The organism is Shewanella sp. ISTPL2 (assembly GCF_013283205.1).
Lineage (GTDB): Bacteria > Pseudomonadota > Gammaproteobacteria > Enterobacterales > Shewanellaceae > Shewanella > Shewanella oncorhynchi.
Window position 1 is genome coordinate 1,011,822 of record NZ_JAAPAV010000001.1, and the last position, 19,047, is coordinate 1,030,868.

Here is a 19,047-nt window from a genome sequence, read left to right on the forward strand (position 1 = left end):
TCAGCCCCAATGTGCTGGCGAAGCTGGTTCCATTGGATAATGTGATGAAGGATATGAATACCAATCAGGTAGTAAAGGAAATATTCAAGGAGGCAAAATAGAAATAGTTAAATTGTGCACATAAACTAAGAAAAATAGTTCATTGATTAAGTTTGTTCATATGATTAACATTAGTAAAACCAACCTACTATTATACATTTATGAGCACAGTAAAACTAAAAGACTACAGGCCTTTTCAAATTATTTTTATTATTGGTTTGATTATATTTACCATGTCATCAATCTCGATAATAATTAATGATGTTTTGGAATATGACTCTAAGCTGTGTGCCTCAAACATCTGCTTTTCTACCAGTCTATTCAGTTTTCCAATTGATGTGGCGAAGGCTACAGTTGCATTACTTGCACTAGCAGCTCTCTTGCATAAAAGTGAGGAAACTCAGTATCAAATTAAAATATCAATATCACAAAATACTTATAGCAATTATTTTCATCATCGAAAAATAATTAATGAAGAGTTGGATAGTAAACTATTGGATAGTGATGTAAAGATTGTTAGCTTTAACTCTTTTTACAATCTTTTATTCCCAAAAAACAAACCAAATAAATTTGAATTTACATCAGACATAAATGATGTTGAAGTTCTATATAGGGATTTTTTTGACAATTTATTTAGTCAAAGTTCCTTTGCCAGAATTTATGGTCGTGGAGGTAGCTTAGGAACTGGTGTTGTTCGGCTTGGAAGTGTAAGCATTAAAGATAAATTTGATATTATTCGCGAGTTTGATGATGCGATTTTTGAACTGCTTGAGTCTCTTGGTTTAAGGGGTGCTACTGAACATTACACATTGAATAAAAGCTATGCAGTTTATAAAAGTAGAGCCCTTTCATTAGAGGAGTTTAGTACCGTAGAATATGAAAGTATATCAAGTTATGATATATCAAAAATGTTAATTCTTATACGGAACATTGGAGAGGTAATCAATAAATTATCTTACTCTAATAGAGAGTTAAGTTTTTTAACTGTCGGGGATGACATATTTAGACAAAATTTTAGCACTAAAGACACATTTTTTATGGTTGTGGGTAATATAGACGCTCAAAAGAAAAAAATAATTAAAGATATAATTCAACCATAATCACTCACGTACCCGTTAACGGGTACGCTTTTCTCCTGCCTAAAATCTTCGTGTACCTATAAGCGTATTTAGCCAACGCTGTGAAGCGTTGGCACGTTAGCCCGCCGTGAGGCAGCGTATCCCAAGGGGAAAACCATGCTTAACTTTTGTGGCGATTGCTGTCGGCGTGTTTGTGGCGTTAATCGCGTCCCGTCTGTTCGTCGTTTAATTGATTAAGGGGTAGAACAAGCGCAATAGCTAAACTTCCATCTTTTTAAAACGTTGCCGCAAATTACACCGAGATTTGCTAAGCCGAATTCGATTGCGGACGTGACCTTCGATGATATGGATATCATCGCAGAGCCGCCATGGATGGCTTTACGGCGTGTCACGGAAGCAATGGAATTCGGCGTATCTACGACTGTACATAAACCTTTAATCTTTGTTATTTCATCAAGCTTTCCGCAAATTTAGCTCAACAAACAAAAACAGCCGCAAATATTTGCGGCTGTTTTTGATTAACACTCTGGATTTAAATAAGATTTAAAGCTTATGCCAACTCGCTCGCTATTCATTGACCATAGCTAATAGCGCAGGTAAGAACTCTTTATCTAATGTGGCAATTTCACCTTGCTCGATAAGCACTTGATTAAGGATCTCATGGCTAGTCAAAGGATTAGCTAATACCACTCGAAAAACCACTGTGGGTTGTCTAAAGTAGCGCGCGGGTTGAATGCGGGTGCGGGAGACGAAGGATTTACCCTGTTCGCGTTGGTGCTTTTGAATAAACTGAGTGAGGCCATCGAGCAGCTCGTTAAAGTGCGCAAGTTTTACTGTGTCAGCTTGCTCAATAGCAAACTGCATGGCGGCTTGGACGCTGGCAGGGACATAACGATAAGTCAGCAGACACAGTTCTGGTTCAGTAACCAGTTCAAAATCCTTATGGGCTTTGATTTGCTCTGCAAAATAACGCGCTTTTTCAAGGCTGTTGTTGATTAAGATTTCATACCCATCGCGGCCGATGATTTGCAAGCAAGCGTGCACTAACATCGCCATGCCGGGGCGTGAGCCTTCCAGCGTTTGGCTGCCGAGATCCTTTGAACCACGGCGCAGAATATATTCGGCGTGATGGGCGATGGCGTGGGCGAACTCTGGGTCTTTAAATAACACCATGCCCGCGCCCATGGGCACGTACATTTGTTTGTGGGCATCAATGGTCACTGAATCGGCAAGTTCGATACCTGCGAGTAAGTGGCGGTATTTATTGGATAATAAACTTGCTCCGCCCCACGCCGCATCTACATGGAAATGACAATTTAACTCTTTTGCCAGCGCCGCTAACTCTGTCAGTGGGTCAACATTACCGGTTTCAGTGGTGCCAGCCACACCAACAATCGCCAACACTTTGATGTTTTTACTGGCAAGTTCAAGGGCGGCTTGGCGCATTTTCGCGACATCGACCTTGTTATCGATGCCCGTGGGAATGCTGATGATATTGTCACGACCGATACCAAGCAGATCGACGGCTTTGCCTAGCGAATAGTGACCGCGCTCCGAGACTAAAATCGCTAAATCGTCATAGCCATAGTGGCGCAGTGCCTTGAGTAAACCTTCGCGGCTGACGCCTTTAAACTCGCCATCGGCCTTCAATAATTGGTTACGGGCAATCCACAGGGCCGTGATGTTGGCAACCGTGCCGCCGGAGCAAAATGCGCCGAGGGAATGATTGGCGCTGTGCATCCAGCTTTGATAAAAATCCGTATCTTGGTCGTAAATCAAATGGTGCATCATGCCGAGCACTTGACGCTCAAGCGGCGTAAATGCCTTTGAGGTTTCAATTTTGACCAGATTTTGATTCAGTCCCACCATCATTTTCGACAGCGGCAACACAAAGTAGGGCAGTGCCGACGTCATGTGGCCGATAAAACTCGGTGCTGCTGTGTGTACAGAATGCGCCACCAGATTCTGCATAATTTCGTCGGTGTAATCGGAGACAAAACGCGGCTGAGTTGGGATCTCAAAGGCTTGAAAATCGGTTTCAATTTCCGACAAGGGTTTTTCGAGCGCGGCGATACTGTCACCCAAAAAGCCTGCTAAGTCCTCGGAGAGCTTCTGCTCGATAATACTCAGCGTTGATCCTGCATCTTCCGGTGCAGTAAAAATGCGGAGCAGACTTTCTTCGGATGCTGTGGCTTGGCGAGGGAGTTTCTGGGTCATGGGGCTTGCCGTCTATTAATTTTTATAGTGAAACCGCAAATTTGCTCGAAGAGTATAACGGACCAGTGACTTTCGACCAGTGATGCGCGATCAGTGACTCTCAAATTTTCAATCAGCGGAATACTAAAAAGGGAGCTCACTTTACTGCAAGGCCTTTTAGGCATCAAGCACTAAAATTTGGTATTACCAAAGCGTTGCGGCCTAAATAAGCAAAGGCGCCGTTATGGCGCCTTTCTTCAAATCATTAAACAGAGGGAATTACTTAAGTATTAGTTCCAGTATTAGCGTTGGCCTAACATGAGTACCGCGCCGATATTTCGGGCGGTATTGCAAAGGTTTAGCTTGGCATTGGCCAGTACATCATCAAGTGGACTTAAGTGCGGGATGATAGGGAAGATAGCCGCCATACCGTGATCCAATATGGCATTGGCGTTTTCACCGAGGCAGCCCGCGATACCGATAGTGGGAATGCCCTGCAGTTTGGCTTGCTTTAACACGCCCATTGGGGTTTTACCAAACACGGTTTGACCATCGATGCGGCCTTCACCTGTGATCACTAAATCGGCACCACGGATTTTGTCCGCAAGGCCAACGGTTTGCATTACAATCTCAACCCCAGGTTTAAGCTCGGCATTTAAAAAAGCCATCACGCCAAGACCCATACCGCCAGCAGCACCAGCTCCGGCATGATCGCGGTGATCGCTAATGCCATTGCGAGCAATCACATTGGCATAATGGGCAAGCGCGGCATCTAGCTGCTTAACCATCTCGGGCGTCGCACCTTTTTGCGGACCAAAAATTGCCGATGCGCCGCGTTCGCCACACAGTGGATTGTCAACATCGCAGGCAACTTCGAAGCTGCACTCACGTAAGAGTGGATGAGCGTTTGATATATCGATTTGGGTGAGTTTCGCCAGCGCTGCGCCGCCAGAAGGTAGCGTTTTACCTTGGCCATCAAGCAATAAAATATCCAGCGCTTGGGCCATACCCGCGCCGCCATCGTTGGTGGCACTGCCGCCTAGCCCCAAAATGATGTGCTTTATCCCCCGATTAAGCGCATCACAAATTAGCTCGCCCGTGCCATAACTTGTGGTAAGCAGCGGGTTACGTTGCTCCCTCGGCACATGGTGTAGCCCAGACGCTGAGGCCATTTCAATCACGGCAATCGCGCCTCGATGTGGCGATTTGTTCGTTGGATCTGCACGTGAAACTGAAGCAGAACTTGTATTGATCGCAGCGCTGAGAATACCTTCACCAAGAATGCCATAGTGTGCTTGCACTCTATGTCCCAGTGGCCCCATGACTTCTAAGCTGACAATACTGCCGCCCGTGGCGTCCACCATAGATTGCACTGTGCCTTCGCCACCATCGGCAACGGGTATTTTGACTATGTCGCAGTCGGGGATCACTTGTTTTAAGCCTTGTTCTATGGCGTTGGCCACTTCGAGCGCGCTTAAGCTTTCTTTAAATGAGTCGGGGGCGATAACTATTTTCATTAAAAATCCTACAGCTAAATGGGATAAAACAGGGCTAAATGTTGAACACTAAACCCAAGGCCACTTACGTTGGGCGCAGCAACATCCCTGTGCTAAAACTGAGGTGATATAAAGGAATTTATATCCATCACTGGCACATTAATCTGTTGCAATTATTAGGGCGTATAACAGAACTATATCTTGGGCACAGTATGTGCCCAAGGGACAATATTGAATCAAGAACTCATTAATATTAGAGCAACACTAGGCTTAGCACATACACAGTTACCATGGACGTTACACCTTGGATTAGGGTCGCCATAGTTTGGGCTTTATAGGCTTGTTTGACGCTCATGCGGCTAAATTGGGTGACGACCCAAAAGAAGCTGTCATTGGCGTGGGAAACGGTCATCGCACCTGCGCCAATCGCCATTACTGTTAACACTCGGCCCATATCGCTACCAAGACCAATATCGCCAAGCATAGGCGCAACCAGTGCAGAGGTTGCGACTAACGCTACCGTCGATGAACCCTGCGCTGACTTAAGCGCGGCAGCGACGATAAATGGCATGAAGATACCGATACCCAGTGCCGACAGTGATGTGCCCAAAAAGTCACCGATAGGCGTGGCTTTTAATACCGCACCAAAGGCACCGCCTGCACCTGTGATTAAAATAATCGGCGCGGCAGTGACGAGCCCTTGGCTGATGCGTTCGCTAAATTCGCTGATCTTATTCTCACCCTTTAACAGCAGCAGGGATAAAAACAGGCCAATCATCAGGGCATTAACAGGCTGACCAAGGAACACGAGCGCATCAAACACAGCTTCTTTACCCAAAGGCGCTGAAGGGAAGTTAGCGATAGAACCTAAACAAATTAATACGATAGGCACAAAAATCGGTGCGAAAGCTTTTAATGGACTTGGTAACGTGCCATAGCTTTTTTTCAGCGTTTCATAGTCACTGGCCTGCGCTTTAAGTTCTTCTGCGCCTTCACCATCGGGCTCAACATCGGCAAAGCGGTTTGCCCATAACATACCCGCGAGTGCCGCAACGGCGGCCACAAAGAGACCCACACCGATCACTAAGCCTAAGTTGGACTCTAAACCTAAGTTGCCTGCGGCGGCGATAGGGCCTGGCGTTGGCGGTACAAAGGTGTGAGTGGCGTACAGACCTGTGGCTAAGGCAACGCTCATGGAGACACTAGAGACCTTCATGCGGTTCGCCATCGATTGTTTCAGTGAGTTTAAGATCACAAAACCCGAGTCACAAAAGACTGGAATAGACACGAGATAACCGATAATTGACATAGTGAGTGTCGGGAAGCGTTTACCTAATATCTTGATCACCACATCGGCCATGGTGATGGCGGCGCCGCTTTTTTCCAGAATAATCCCTATGATAGTGCCTAAGACGATTACTAAGCCGATATAGCCTAAAATATTGCCAAACCCTGTGGTAATGGTTTTAGCGATTTCCCCGCTCGGCAAGCCATAGGCGAAGGCCGCGATAAAGGCGGCCAGAATTAAGGTTAAAAAGGGGTGGAGTTTAAATTTGGAGGTCGCGATAACAATAAATGCAATCACGCCGATGAGAATAAGCACTAAGTTCATAGTTTGTCCCGTTCAGTTCTTGGCTGAAGTTTTTGAGTAAGTTTTTTGACTTATATTGTAGGGCGCAGTGCTTATTTGGGCCTGAGTCCAAATGAGGGCTGCTTTAAGGTCATCCTATTATTGTGCAGGTATGTTTGAATAGCTTTGGCTAAATCCACGGAATTACCGCGTTATGTTTCGCCATTTTTGTGCTCATGCACAAAAATGCTTAGGTGAATTCGAATGCAGGAGGAGGCGTTTTGTCGGTAAGGGAGGCGCTTGTCGATAAGGATTGGCAAATAGGGCTATTTGCCAATCCTAAACAGGAGGGACTTAACTCGACTCTTTATTGACGACGAATAAAGGATTCTACATAGGCTGCGGTGCGGGCATTGAGTATCGGATCAGCAGATGCAGTAATGCCCTTAGGCAATAACAGTGGGTTAAATATGCCTTTATCACACTGTTGCACTTGGGGATCGCTATCTCGCTCACCGTTAATCATCACTTGGCCTACCAGTAAACGCTGGCGAGTTTCAGGCCAGATCACAGTTGGGTCATTAATCTCATCCCCCATTTCGGCGAGTTGAATATAAAGGTTCCATTGTGCTGGCTGGGTTTTAATGCGCTCGAGTAATTCCGCCTTTAAAAAATCATCACTGAGATTGGCAAGTTCACTGGCTGACAGCGCGGCAGTACCTGCGACAGGTTCAAAAATCCATTTACCCGCGACCGTTTCACCTTGAAGAACACTGTTTTTTGGCGTGCTGAACAGGAAACTATTTACACCAAAGTAGCGGCTGTTGGCAAAACTTGGGCTGGGAGGCAACTGTTTAACGTAGTCGAAAAAAGCTTTGGCGCTGGGTTGATTATCAATAAGCCACTGTTTACCTTCAGGACCTTGTTTCACTTTGGTCTGAAAGTTAAAAAACTCTTCGAGATTTTTGGCAAAGAAAACGGGAACGTTAGTGGTGACAAAGTTAAGATTTTCTTTATCGCCGTCAATTTTGAGTGACATAAAGCGCCCAGCGGTTTTATCTGAGATCTGCGGATTTGTACCGCCGAGGGAAAAGCGGGCTGTGACCTTGATACTATCTTGATTAAAAAATGGAATTGCCAACGTTTGTTGTAATTGTGGATTCGGTTTAAAACTGCCTGAGGTACAAAATCCCTTAGTGTGATTACGCAGTTTGACATTTTTACCCGCCTCGCGACTTGCCGCATCGGGTGTGCCGTTGACGGCATCGACCAGTTCGGGAATGGTTTTCTCGGCCGCGATTAACGAAGGTGAAGTCAGCGCAATGCCGCTAATGAGACAAGCTTTGGCGAGTAAAGTCAGTTTGATTGAGGTCATTATCATTCCTTTCAATGGACTAAGTCGAGAGCGCTAGCATATCGACGCGATACTATATGAAAGGATAGGAAAGGGGATACGGTATAAATCTTTCAATTAATTTTTTAGTACAGGCCAAGTTTTACTCAATTGATCTGGCCATCAGGCTTGCGCCGTCATCTGCGGGCTTTTTTCTGGCTAATCTGTTGAGTTGCTAAGTCATTTGAGCATTAAGTTAAGCGAGTCGAAGTATCAATTAATTGCCCAAGATACAGGCTCAATAATCCATGCAGGGATTGAATGTCGGCTTGGGTGATTTGCTGAATTTTATCAAGGCGATATCTCAGTGTATTGCGATGAATAAACAGGGCATTAGCGCATTGCTGTGCATCGCCAAAGTGGGTGATGTAAGCCGCTAAGGTTTTTCGTAATTGGCCGTTTTTATCCGCCTTGGCGAGTTGCTGATAGGGCGTTGCCAGCGCCTGACCGCGCCAGTCATGTTTTAGCCCTGCAAGTAACACTTGTAGGGAATAATCTTCAAATAGGTATTTATTCCCTTCTGCATTGAGCTGCTTACCGAGTGCTAAAGTTTCTTGAGCTGTGTGATAGGAGCGCGCTATCCCACCTTTTTCGGGGAAGAAATGGCCGAGGGCAATCTTAAAGTTTAAATCCATCTGGGCGGGTAAGCGCTGCAACAGCTTATCAATGCGCTGATTTTCAAGCTCAGGATCCCATTGTTTTCCATCTAAAAAAGCAGGCTTTAGGATCACCAACTGCGACATTGAGGTCATGGCAATCAAGTTACCACGGTCAGGATATTGCAATAGATGCAGCACTTGCTTGAGGGTTTCACTGACTCTGGGGCTGCGTTCATCGGCGGGCTGAGTGGATGCCTCAGCTAAGAACAAGGCCGATGGGGTTGTGTCGGTTTTTAAATGGTGTTTCTGGATGTTTTTCTCGCTGATCTCAATAATGGCCGCGACTCTTGGCAGGCTGATATCAATGTCGAGCTGTTTTGCCCAGCGGTGCAACTGTGCATCATCGGTTTCAGCTTTGATCAATTGCAGAATAAACTCTTCACGCTGGCGATTCTCCCATTGCAATTTATCCTGCAGGTTGGCTTGTTCAACAATCATTTCGGCGGTCATTTTAAGTAACTCACCATAATGGGTGAGCTCACACGGATCACCGGTAATGCCGACGACGCCGATAATTTGTCCTTGATAATGTAAGGGTAAATTGATGCCTGGCTTAACGCCATGCAGCCCTGAGGCGACTTCTTGACTGATCTCCACATTGCGATTTTGGGTAATCGCCAGCAGCGCGCCTTCGTGGGTTGACCCTATACGCTTAGGGTCGCCTGAGCCTAAAATCACCCCTTGGCCGTTCATCACATTGATATTGTGGCCAATGATTTTCATTGTGCGACTCACAATTTGCTTAGCGATGGCAGAATCAAGTAGATACATACAGGCGCCTAGTGGGGTTGAAGGTTTAATAGGGATGCAATACGCATTCTTAATCTGGGTAGCATATCGCGTTCAAACTCAGGATGCTGCTTAAGCCAAAGATTATTACGCGGGCTTGGGTGCGGCAAGACAAGATACTTAGGCCAATATTGCTGCCATTGCGCGCATGCTTGGGTCACTGTTATTGGTTTCAGTTTGGGGATGACAGTTACGTTAGTGCCGGTTGTTTGATGCTTAGTGATCGGCGAAGTGGGGTTTACGGCCTCGGACGATTCGCGCGGTAGATGATAGTCGATGGCATATTGGCCGAGGATCACAATTAGCTCTATTTGTGGCATTAGGGCGAGCAAGGCCTGATGCCAAGTGGCAGCGCATTCGGGGCGCGGTGGTTTATCACCCTGCTTTTTACCGTTTTTTTCGATACTGCCCGGAAAACAAAATCCCATAGGGATAATGGCAAAAAGATTGGGGTCGTAGAATTGCTCCCGCGTGACATTCAACCAAGTGCGCAGCCGTTCACCGCTGGCATCGTCAAAAGGTATGCCTTTATGGTGGGTTTTTACGCCCGGAGCTTGGCCTGCAATCAAAATCCGCGCTTGGGTACTGGCCTGCAATATCGGCTTGGGCGCTAAGGGTAAATGGGCCTGACATAAAGTACAGGCGTTGATTTTTGCCAGCTGTTTGGCCATTGATGTCGAGCATGATGGCGATACAGTTACGCAAAGTGGCGATGGTGTTTTAGTGAGATTCGTCTTAGTCAATTTAATCGCTAATTTTATCGTTGCTCATTCATTTTCAATCAGGATTGGAGCATCATCACTGTTTGATATACCCAGTAGCCAAAAAGAGAATAGCCAAGGATTAAACTGATATAACTTAATATCTTAGGAATTTTATTTGTGCTTGAAGCTAAACAGATGTGGGCCAGTACAATCGTAAAGAAGGCTAAGGGGGCAATCACATAGCTCAAAGTTAAGATAAATAATGCCCCTAGGCTGATGATCCAATCAGCATTGCGATTGGTGGGCTTATCGATTTGGCAAAGCTGTAGTGGCAATAAAATCAGTCCAATACCGACACAGATAATACCTAAGTTAAGGGCGAAATCACTCCAACCTCTATGATCATAAATGGCTAACGCAATGGCAATTAATGGCACTATTAGTGCGCTTAATACATGGCGTTTAGCAAAAGTGGCGCTGCGATACTGACCCGCAAAAAAGAATAAGCCCTGTAGAAACAGATTGATTAAGGTAAAACCACCGAGGCCTAAAATGATAAATAGGCTCGCTGCGCCACCCGATGGGTCGAACGCCATGGCGGGTAAGGGTAATAGGCTTAGCCCCACTAGTGCAGAAAGTGATAACAGCCACTGAGATTGGGAGATTGAAGAATAAATACGCATGGGCTCAGAGGATTAACTAAAAGATTGAATTAAGATCCGCTAAAGTGAGCCAAAACTCAAGGATTAAGGTTTTTATGGGCGGACTTTCGCGCCAGAGTCTGATCTTATTCAAGATTTTTACGTTTATCTGCCATGACGTTATCGCTTTAAAAGATCCTGCTGCACTTAAACAAAAGCCCGCAAAATGCGGGCTTTTCGTGTTATGAACAGTATCGATTAGAGTTTGTAACTCATGCTCAGCATGATCATTTGCGCTGTGTAGTCATGGCTATTGCTGCCAAAGCCTACGACGTTCCAGATCCCATCGACGGCGATATCATTGGCGGCATCATTGTCTTTATAATTCTCAATTTTATAATCCAAGCGCAGCGCCATTTTCTCGGTGGCTTGATATTGAGCATATAAGTTAATGTTGTGCACTTTGGCAAAATAATCGCCATAGTCGCCTGTGATACCTTGTCTGACTTGAGTGTTACTGTCGGAGTTTGAATAAGTGTAATCCAATCCCATGCGTAACTTGTTCTCAAGCAAGTTGTTGTAGCTCAGGCCTGCCCCGATCACATCTACATTGTCTTCAATGAATCCTGTCCACGTTGGGGTGCTGTAATTACTGCTTCCCGCTTGTTCAGACTCAATGATTTGGTAGTTGTAGAAGGCTGTCGCTAGTAAATCATCGGTGATCATGTAGCTGATGTTGGCATCATAACTGGTGTCTTTTGACTCAATTAAGCCAATAACTGTGTCAGAGTAGTCATCTAATGCGTAACGGGCACCGAAATCTATGGTCAAGCTGTCGATTGGCGAGTGGGTGACTCGAGCTTCAATCTGGGTTCTGTCGCGGTTAGCCAGATTGTACTTACGTAACAGGCTGTTGGTTTCAGAAGATGTCCATTCAGAAGCTTGATATTGCGAGCCATCACGCTGACTGTAACTGCCCTTAACCCACATATCCCAAGTTTCAAAGCTGTTAACGCGCAAACGTGCCCAAACAGTATTTTCATCCGTGGTTTCACGGTCTTGATAATTACGGTCGTCACGTTTGAAGTCATAGCCGCCATCAAGCTTCAGTCCATGGGTAATACGATAATCCGCCGCCACTTTGAAGCGTTGGCTAGTGTTATCGTAAGGGGTGTTATAGGCCACCTTACCATTGACATTGTTGATGCTGACTTGGGTCCACTCTTCAATTTGAGTATTGTTATCACGGTCGCTATAGTCGTAGCTACCACTTAAGCGCAGTGAGTTAGTCACTTTACTGACGACTTTTAAGTTCAACCCTGTGAGGTCAACTTTGGCATCAACGGCCTCTGTCGGCACTTGATAGCCATAGCCTGAAGTGACTAATGCTTGGTCTTGACTCATTTGTCCCGCAAGCACACGACCTGTTAACACATTGGTATTGTCGTTGTATTGGCCCATGAGCGACACTGTGTGTGACTGGTTGTCAGGGTCAAGGGCGAGAGTGCCAGAGGTTTGAGCACCAAAGGTCGGATTGAAGGCACTGTCGAAGTTTAACTGGTTGTACTCGTTCTTAAAAATTGAGCCATTGTAGTTAAGTGCAGTGAACCAACGATCGCCTTTGAGTTTAATGCCGGCTTCAATGGAGTCAGTGGTGTAATCAACTGGCTCAGCTAACATCATGGATTGGTTAAAGAATCCACCTGATGTTTTTTTCAAGCCGGTTTTTTCTTCACGCATGTAGCTCACATGCGTACTCCACAGCGATTCACCTTGATAGTCAAAACCTAACCCTGTGCGCTCACGTTTGAGCGACAGTTCTAAGGCATTTAGGTTGTCCATCAGTAACGGCATCTGGCTGCTTGAACCCGCAGTTACCCAGTTGTCTGGCAAGGTTAAATTATCGCTGCCGACACCAGAGTAGGGCGTTAAGGCGCTATTACTGTTGTAAGTGGCGATTTGGCGATAGTTTACATTAACATTATACTGGCCTTGTTTGCCCGCATTGACATCTAAACGGCCACCATCCATGCCCAGTTGATAAGCTTCAACGCTGGCTTGATAGCCTTTCTCACCACGGAAGGTGACATCGGCATCAAATTTACCCGCAACTTCGTTTGAAGTCCCAAAGGCATTCGCCGAGCGAATATCCTCTTCGCTGTTGTAACCGACGCCAACACCCACAGTGCCAGACGTACCCGTTTCAACAACGCAGCCTTTACAGCTCCAAGCGGACATTTTGACTTTTTCTGTATTGGCATTGGCTAAGCCATACCCGTCGGCCGCTATTGCAAAACCTGTGTTTGCTAGTAACGCCAGAGTGATCAAATTGAGTTTAAATTTCATTTTCTCGTCTCCTTAGCGCTGTAATAGCTTGCCAGATGGATGGTTTGAACCATGGACCTGACTGTGGCAATTTAAACAGCTTCTTCCACCCGTAAAGGCATTGTCGCCGACGTTTGAACCTAAACCAGTGTTACCTAAGTAAGCATTGCTGGCGTGGCCATCGCTGGCGTGACATTGCTGACACAGCTGCGGTGCGCGGGTTTTCAACATGGCATCATTCACACTGCCGTGAGGATTGTGGCAAGTCACACAGTTCTCAGTGACGGGTGCATGTTCCCACAGTTTTGGGCCGCGTTTCTCGGCGTGGCAGGAGTAACAGGTTTCGTTAATGCTAGGCTTGTTTAGATCGGAATCTGTCATGCTCCCATGGGGATTATGACAATCGCTACAGGTCATTTGAGCCCATTTTAGTGGGTGACTCGAGCGTTTATTCATATCTGCTTTTTGCTTAGTGTGACAGCTAGTACAGACTTCCATTTCGGTGTTTTTTGATAACACAGGATCTTTTGCGACATGCACTTGGTGGCATGAGGCACAAGCAACATCGGCATTGTCATGGTGACTACCGTTCCAAGATACGCGTTTATCATCTTGGTGACAGCTCATACAGACACTGTTTTGTTTTTCTGCACTTAAGGTCGATTGCTTACCAAAAGTGATCATCGGCTCGTTGCCGCCTTTATTGTGTTGACCCATAGGACCATGACAGGCTTCACATTGCAGGCCAGCCATTGGGCTCTTTGATGAATCAATGGCGCCATGAACACCTTTGAAGAGGTCCATCACTTTTTCAGATTTCTTATGGCACATGATGCAAGAATCGGCCCCTTTAGGGGAGTAGCTGCCTTCGGCAAACTTCTTATCTAAGGTGGCTTCGACTTGTTCTGGAGTCATTTTGTCATCCCACTTTGAGGCGTGTGCACTCGGTGTGATGCATAAAGACATCACTGCAGACATTGCCATGGAGATGACAAGTGCCGGCAGTAGGTTTTTCATTTTTAGGCTGTTCTTCATAATAGGCTTCCCAATTTGTCCCAACAAAATTCAAGAAAGGGGGAGCGAACTCCCCCTGCTTGGGCAAATTACATCTTCACCTGAGTGTGATCTGTTGGTGTGGGTTTGTGACAGTAGAAACAGGTTTCTGACTGCGCCGCTTGATTGGCTTGAACATAATCACCGTTCACAATCGCGCCCATATTTTCTAAGCCGTGGCCAATAGATTCTGGCGCGTGGCATGAAGTACAAGTGGCAGTGATTGGCGTGGTGTATTTACCCGCAGTTGTTGCCAGAGCGCCTTTGACCTTGAATGCATCTAGGTTGAAGTCGTTATGACATTGGGTACATTCTTTAATGACACCTTGTTTACCATGAACAACGTGTAATTTCATCTCCAACGCACCTTTGTTAGCACCATTTGCATAGGTACCATCTGGGGTATGACAAGCGACACACGCATCCACACCTACGATTGGCTTACCGCTGGCATCTTTTGCATGTGATAGCTGTTCTGTCATCACAAAACCCGCATGGTGGCCTTTGTGAATTTCGAAGCTATCACCGTGACAACCTTGACAGGTACCAAACTCAACTGAGTTAACATGACGCATGCTCGGTGCTTTACCAGACTTAGTGCCAAAAGCTAGTTCGGCTTTCATGCTCGTTGTTGCGCTGTCTGCGGTACATGCGGTTAAGCTTGTACCAGTGCTACACACTTCTAAACCGATAATGGTAAAGGCGGTATCAGTATCGCCTGCACCGAAAGGTAGAGCGGGTGTTGTAAAGATCAATTTACCGTCAACTAAGGTTACACCTTCTTGCAGTGCACCATCTTTGACTAAGTCTTTCGCTATTTTCGCTTTACCGCTACCTGGACTTGGGTTGTAGCCCATGATCGGGAAGTTAGGGCCAACGTTGGTAACGGACTCTAAACGTTTAATCTTATCTTGAACGGTTGCCGCATCAATTGCGTTACCATCTTTGTCTAAGATAGACACGGTTAATACTGCAGTATCATCAGCTTGACCAGCAAGTGCTGCTGACATACCTAACTGAGCGATAACGGCTTTTTTGTCTGCAGTCTTACCTGTGTGCAGTTCTGCAGTCCAATCGCTGTTATGACAGGCGATACAGTTAGAGTTATCTAGCTGTTGTGAGTGACCTTTACCGGCAGCAAAGTCCACTGCGCTATGGCAGCTTCCACATGAGGCGGCAGTTGGGATACGTGACCAATTACTCCAATCAGGCGTAGCCTCATTTGCTGCGTGACAGCTTTGACAGCTTTCTAATGAGCCTAAGGTGAGGTCTTTGTGTTTAGCGTGAACGAGAACATTAAACTCTTTACCTACGCCAACTTTTCCGGCTGTGTGGCAAGTTGCACAGTAATTAACGTCAGAATACGCGCCGCCATGTTTAACATTGGCTAAATCTTGGTGACAAGTATTACAGCTTTCTGTGGCGACAATTTTGCGACTATATGTTGGCAGTGCGCCAGTATCGGCAGTGAAGTCGACAAAGGCGTTACTGTTTGGTACTTGAGTACCATCGGGAAGCGGAGTGTTATAAGCGCGGATTAATACTCGTTGAGCTAACTGTTCGTTATAGGTGACTTTAGTGTTAGCGGTCAGGTTCATGCTAAAAGTATAACTGTAGTGACCGTTTTTCTTGTCAACGAAAGTCCCTGGGCATGTTGCAGCGACATCACAGGTTTCATCACCAAAGTATTGCCATTGTGACGCATTACCTGCACCAGTTGCACCTTGTGGGATTAATTGTGCTGCGGCAAAACGCATTTTTTGTAGGCCAACAACGGGTAAATCATTTTCGTTAGTGACGGTAAACTCAACACTCGGAATACCGTTAGTGACGACAGATTTGTCAAAGGCGAAATTAAGGGTTTGAATCGCTGGAGCAGGTTCGCCACCAGGTTCACCGGGATTACCATCATTACCATCACTGCCACCACAGCCCGCTAAGGCCATAGTGACTGCACTTGCTGCTAACAGCAGTGCGATTTTAGTTGTTTGTGCGTTCATCATTTTTTTCCCTGCATAGGTTTGGCATTGCTTAAACGCTATGTTCTAGAGCCAACAGATTCTATGTCTGTGTTTTTGGTCATTAGAAGCGACTTAAGTGGATGCTGGAAATAGAATTCCCCAAGGAAAGGCTAACCTAACATGACCTTAAAATCTCCAAGGCCTTTGCTAATGTGTGACTTGGATCTTTCTATTTCTAAAGAGGTATTTAAAGCGAGAGGTAAAAATGATTTTAGAACAAAAAAACAGCGGATTTTATCTGGGTAATGTGCGTTGACTTTATACTATAAAAGCAAGGTTTGAATGGGGTTGCTGTTATGTAAATAAAATCCCCCGCACTGCGGGGGATTTTGCTGAATTTAATGTGAGTAACGACTGATTTGCGATTCGTTACTCGGTTCCATATTAGTATTTCACTGGGTGAACTTTATCCACACCAAATGATTTACCTTCACCATGGCAGGTCGCACAGGTTTCGCTACCAGGAGTGTAAGTGCCAGCAGCAGCGTTATATACACCACCATTGGTTTCGAAGTGGCCTATCACTGCGCTGTCAGTTGCGGTCGTTGCATGGCAAGATGCACAAGCTGCAACGGTTGGTGAGTATTCACCAGTACTTGCTAAGAACGCAGGTTTATTGCCTAGTGTAGCTAAGCTAAGTTGACCTTTATCATGACAAGCCGCGCAGTTCGCTGGGTTTTCAGGGAAGGTTGCTGCATCTGTTGTTAAACGGCGAACACTGCGAGTATCAGCGTGAATTTGGTGGATCATGACTTTAAAGTCAAAACCACGTTCAAATGGCTTTTTACTGTGAGCAGGAGCGCCATTGTGACAAGCCACACAACTACCATCGGCTAAAGCTACCGCGGTATTAGGTACAGCAGAGTGACAAGTACCACAGCTGTTATCAGGCTTGTCTGCAGCATGGGTCAGCGCATGAGAGGCTGAAAAGTCAGCTTTCTCACCATGACAGTTAGCACATTTTGCTTCAGAGATGACTATGCTACGTGCGGTAACATTACTTGCATCGGCAGAGAATGAAGCTTTATTACTGCCAACAATCACTTCGTAGATTGGTGCTTCAGTGTTACTACAATCAATCGCAGCATCCATCGTTGGATCGAGTTCTGCAGAGTTTGCACAGATCAGCAATTTGCCGTCCATGAAGCCTTTACCAATACTAACAATTTGTTTGTATGGAACAGAACTTGTGCCAATAACAGCTTTAATGCCTGTTAATGTGTATGTTACTTTTGAGCCATTTGGTACCGCTGTTAAGTTAGCGTTAGTCTCAACTTTGGCCAAATTTACAGAAATACGGTTTTCGCTACGACCTAAAGTACCATTAGATGGACGTGGGCCCATGGTGTATTCAGTGCCATTGAATGCCGTTAAGCTGACCCAAAACTCTTTCACTTTAGGATCTTGATGTGGAGCAACATCACTGTGCCAATTGACTGTGAATGTTAACTCTCCTTTAGCCACATCAAATGTGCCATTTTCTAATTTATAGGCATATTCAGTTCGCAGTAACTTAGTGGCATTAGCTTTTGCTAAGTGATATTTAGCGCTGCCTTCTTCACCTTGTTCGGCGTGACAAGAAGCGCAACCTCCATTTTGGAATACATTGACTAGGTTTGCACCTGGAATACCGTCAATTTCAGGTGTTGCATAGTAATGGAAATAGTTACCAACGAAACCACGGTCTTTTTGACCTTCAGGTGGTGTTAACCATTCACTGTTATCTACTGGATTAAAACCTGACATGTGACAAGATGCGCAGGCTAAACCTTTGTGATGTTTAAAGCTTGCGGCATCAACGGGTCCTTTGTCATCTGTGCTATGGCAAGACTGGCAGTTCCCGATAGAGACTGGCAGAGTGACTCGTTCAGAAACGTCTTTACCTTCACGGTATTGTGGGTAGCCACTTTCAGCCGCAGCTTTAGCCATAGTACCGCTAAAGTCATAAGCCGTTCCGCTGTAACCCACCATAGCGTAAGTACCTTTGTGAATGGCATGAACCATGGCGCCCATATCCAAAGGTGATCCTGTTTCTGGATCTTTACTGTAGCTGGTATGACAAACTTGACAGTTTGCTATTCCGATCCGTCTTCCGCCATGTAGTGCTAATGGCTTAGCAGTAGAAGATGTATCGCTATAATTTGTGCTGTGACACTTGATACAGTTCGCTTCTAAATCGACAACCGTACGCGTTTCCGTCTCTTTAGCTACTCTAAAGTTATCGCTTGGTAAGAAGTCGATATGGCTGTTGACTAACTTGGCATCTTTACTGCCATCGGTTTGAAGTTCTAAAGTAATGCGATGTATTAATGTTGGGTCGTAGGTTAAATCGAGACCTTCAATAGCGGGCAAAGTACTTAAATTGGTTTGGAAGGTATAGCGGTAAACGCCACTATCAACCACTGTTAAACAAGTGGTTTTACAACTAGATTCGATGTTCGCTTGAATAGCATCACCAGGTGTAAATTTCACTTCTTTAGTAATAGGATTGCCAGCGCTATCTTTACCATCGGTATAGCTGTAATTTGCAAGACTGCGTGCAGGATCAGCTGCTTTCACTGAGTTGATATAGCTGACCCATTGAGGTGTTTTGTAACCTTTGCCACTTTCAGGGGTAAGTTTTGCAATACCCAATCCGATAGCATTGATTTGAGCGTATTGCTCTAGACCCGTCACAGGAACGCCATTCGCATTCGTTAGTACTATGTCTACGCTGACAGTGCCGTTGTCAATTTTTACATCTTCAAGTGTGGCTTTGAGTGTGGTGGCTTGACTTATGTCTAAGCCTACCGGACCCGGTTTTCCGTCTTCACCATCTTTACCGTCACTACCACCGCAACCGGCGAGTAGTAGAGAGAGTAAACCGGCACCCAACATCGCTTTTGTTGCGGTATTGAAATTGAACCGTTTCATCATGATATTTCCCTGCAATAGTTGTAATCATCATCAAGCGCTTGGCAAATAAGAATAAATCTCATTACCCGCATAAGATGTGTGGAATTAGTTTTCCATCTGTAAGGCTAACTAAGTCACTGGTATTTATCAGTCACTTTAGGCGGGTAATGTGACTGAGATCTGACTA

At 45.5% G+C, this 19,047-nt stretch carries 12 protein-coding genes; 1 reads left to right on the forward strand and 11 read right to left on the reverse strand.

Going from position 1 to position 19,047, the window contains the following annotated elements:
- Positions 1-200: 200 nt before the first annotated feature.
- Positions 201-1,139 (forward strand): hypothetical protein, encoded by a 939-nt coding sequence (locus tag HUB64_RS04560; RefSeq protein WP_173496492.1) that lies wholly within the window; start codon positions 201-203, stop codon positions 1,137-1,139.
- Positions 1,140-1,685: 546 nt separating this feature from the next.
- Here HUB64_RS04560 and panP read toward each other — a convergent pair.
- The 11 genes from panP to HUB64_RS04615 form a co-directional block, all read right to left on the reverse strand.
- A complete protein-coding gene (gene panP / locus HUB64_RS04565) occupies positions 1,686-3,335 on the reverse strand; it encodes a pyridoxal-dependent aspartate 1-decarboxylase PanP (RefSeq protein ID WP_173245675.1) in 1,650 nt (549 codons plus the stop codon).
- Positions 3,336-3,616: 281 nt separating this feature from the next.
- Entirely contained in the window at positions 3,617-4,831 is a 1,215-nt protein-coding gene (locus HUB64_RS04570) for a glycerate kinase (RefSeq protein WP_105252951.1), read from the reverse strand.
- A 232-nt stretch (positions 4,832-5,063) separates the two neighbouring features.
- Positions 5,064-6,422: a GntP family permease gene (locus HUB64_RS04575; protein WP_173245672.1), complete on the reverse strand. Its 1,359-nt coding sequence runs from the start codon at positions 6,420-6,422 to the stop codon at positions 5,064-5,066.
- 325 nt (positions 6,423-6,747) lie between these two features.
- Complete coding sequence (locus HUB64_RS04580; RefSeq protein WP_173496493.1) at positions 6,748-7,755, reverse strand: catalase family peroxidase; 1,008 nt, start codon at positions 7,753-7,755, stop codon at positions 6,748-6,750.
- A gap of 209 nt (positions 7,756-7,964) precedes the next feature.
- On the reverse strand, positions 7,965-9,203 hold the full coding sequence (locus HUB64_RS04585) for a sugar diacid recognition domain-containing protein (RefSeq protein WP_173496494.1): 1,239 nt from the start codon (positions 9,201-9,203) through the stop codon (positions 7,965-7,967).
- 8 nt (positions 9,204-9,211) lie between these two features.
- Positions 9,212-9,892: a uracil-DNA glycosylase family protein gene (locus HUB64_RS04590; protein WP_173496495.1), complete on the reverse strand. Its 681-nt coding sequence runs from the start codon at positions 9,890-9,892 to the stop codon at positions 9,212-9,214.
- A 110-nt stretch (positions 9,893-10,002) separates the two neighbouring features.
- Positions 10,003-10,608 carry a hypothetical protein gene (locus HUB64_RS04595; protein WP_173496496.1) on the reverse strand — a complete coding sequence of 202 codons (606 nt, stop codon included), beginning with the start codon at positions 10,606-10,608 and terminating at the stop codon, positions 10,003-10,005.
- Positions 10,609-10,824: 216 nt separating this feature from the next.
- Positions 10,825-12,912, reverse strand: a complete 2,088-nt coding sequence (locus HUB64_RS04600; protein ID WP_173496497.1) for an MtrB/PioB family decaheme-associated outer membrane protein — start codon at positions 12,910-12,912, stop codon at positions 10,825-10,827.
- 12 nt (positions 12,913-12,924) lie between these two features.
- Positions 12,925-13,926 (reverse strand): decaheme c-type cytochrome MtrA, encoded by a 1,002-nt coding sequence (mtrA, locus tag HUB64_RS04605; protein WP_173496498.1) that lies wholly within the window; start codon positions 13,924-13,926, stop codon positions 12,925-12,927.
- A 68-nt stretch (positions 13,927-13,994) separates the two neighbouring features.
- Entirely contained in the window at positions 13,995-15,947 is a 1,953-nt protein-coding gene (locus HUB64_RS04610) for an OmcA/MtrC family decaheme c-type cytochrome (RefSeq protein WP_173496499.1), read from the reverse strand.
- 402 nt (positions 15,948-16,349) lie between these two features.
- A complete protein-coding gene (locus tag HUB64_RS04615; protein ID WP_249195590.1) occupies positions 16,350-18,878 on the reverse strand; it encodes an OmcA/MtrC family decaheme c-type cytochrome in 2,529 nt (842 codons plus the stop codon).
- Positions 18,879-19,047: the final 169 nt, after the last annotated feature.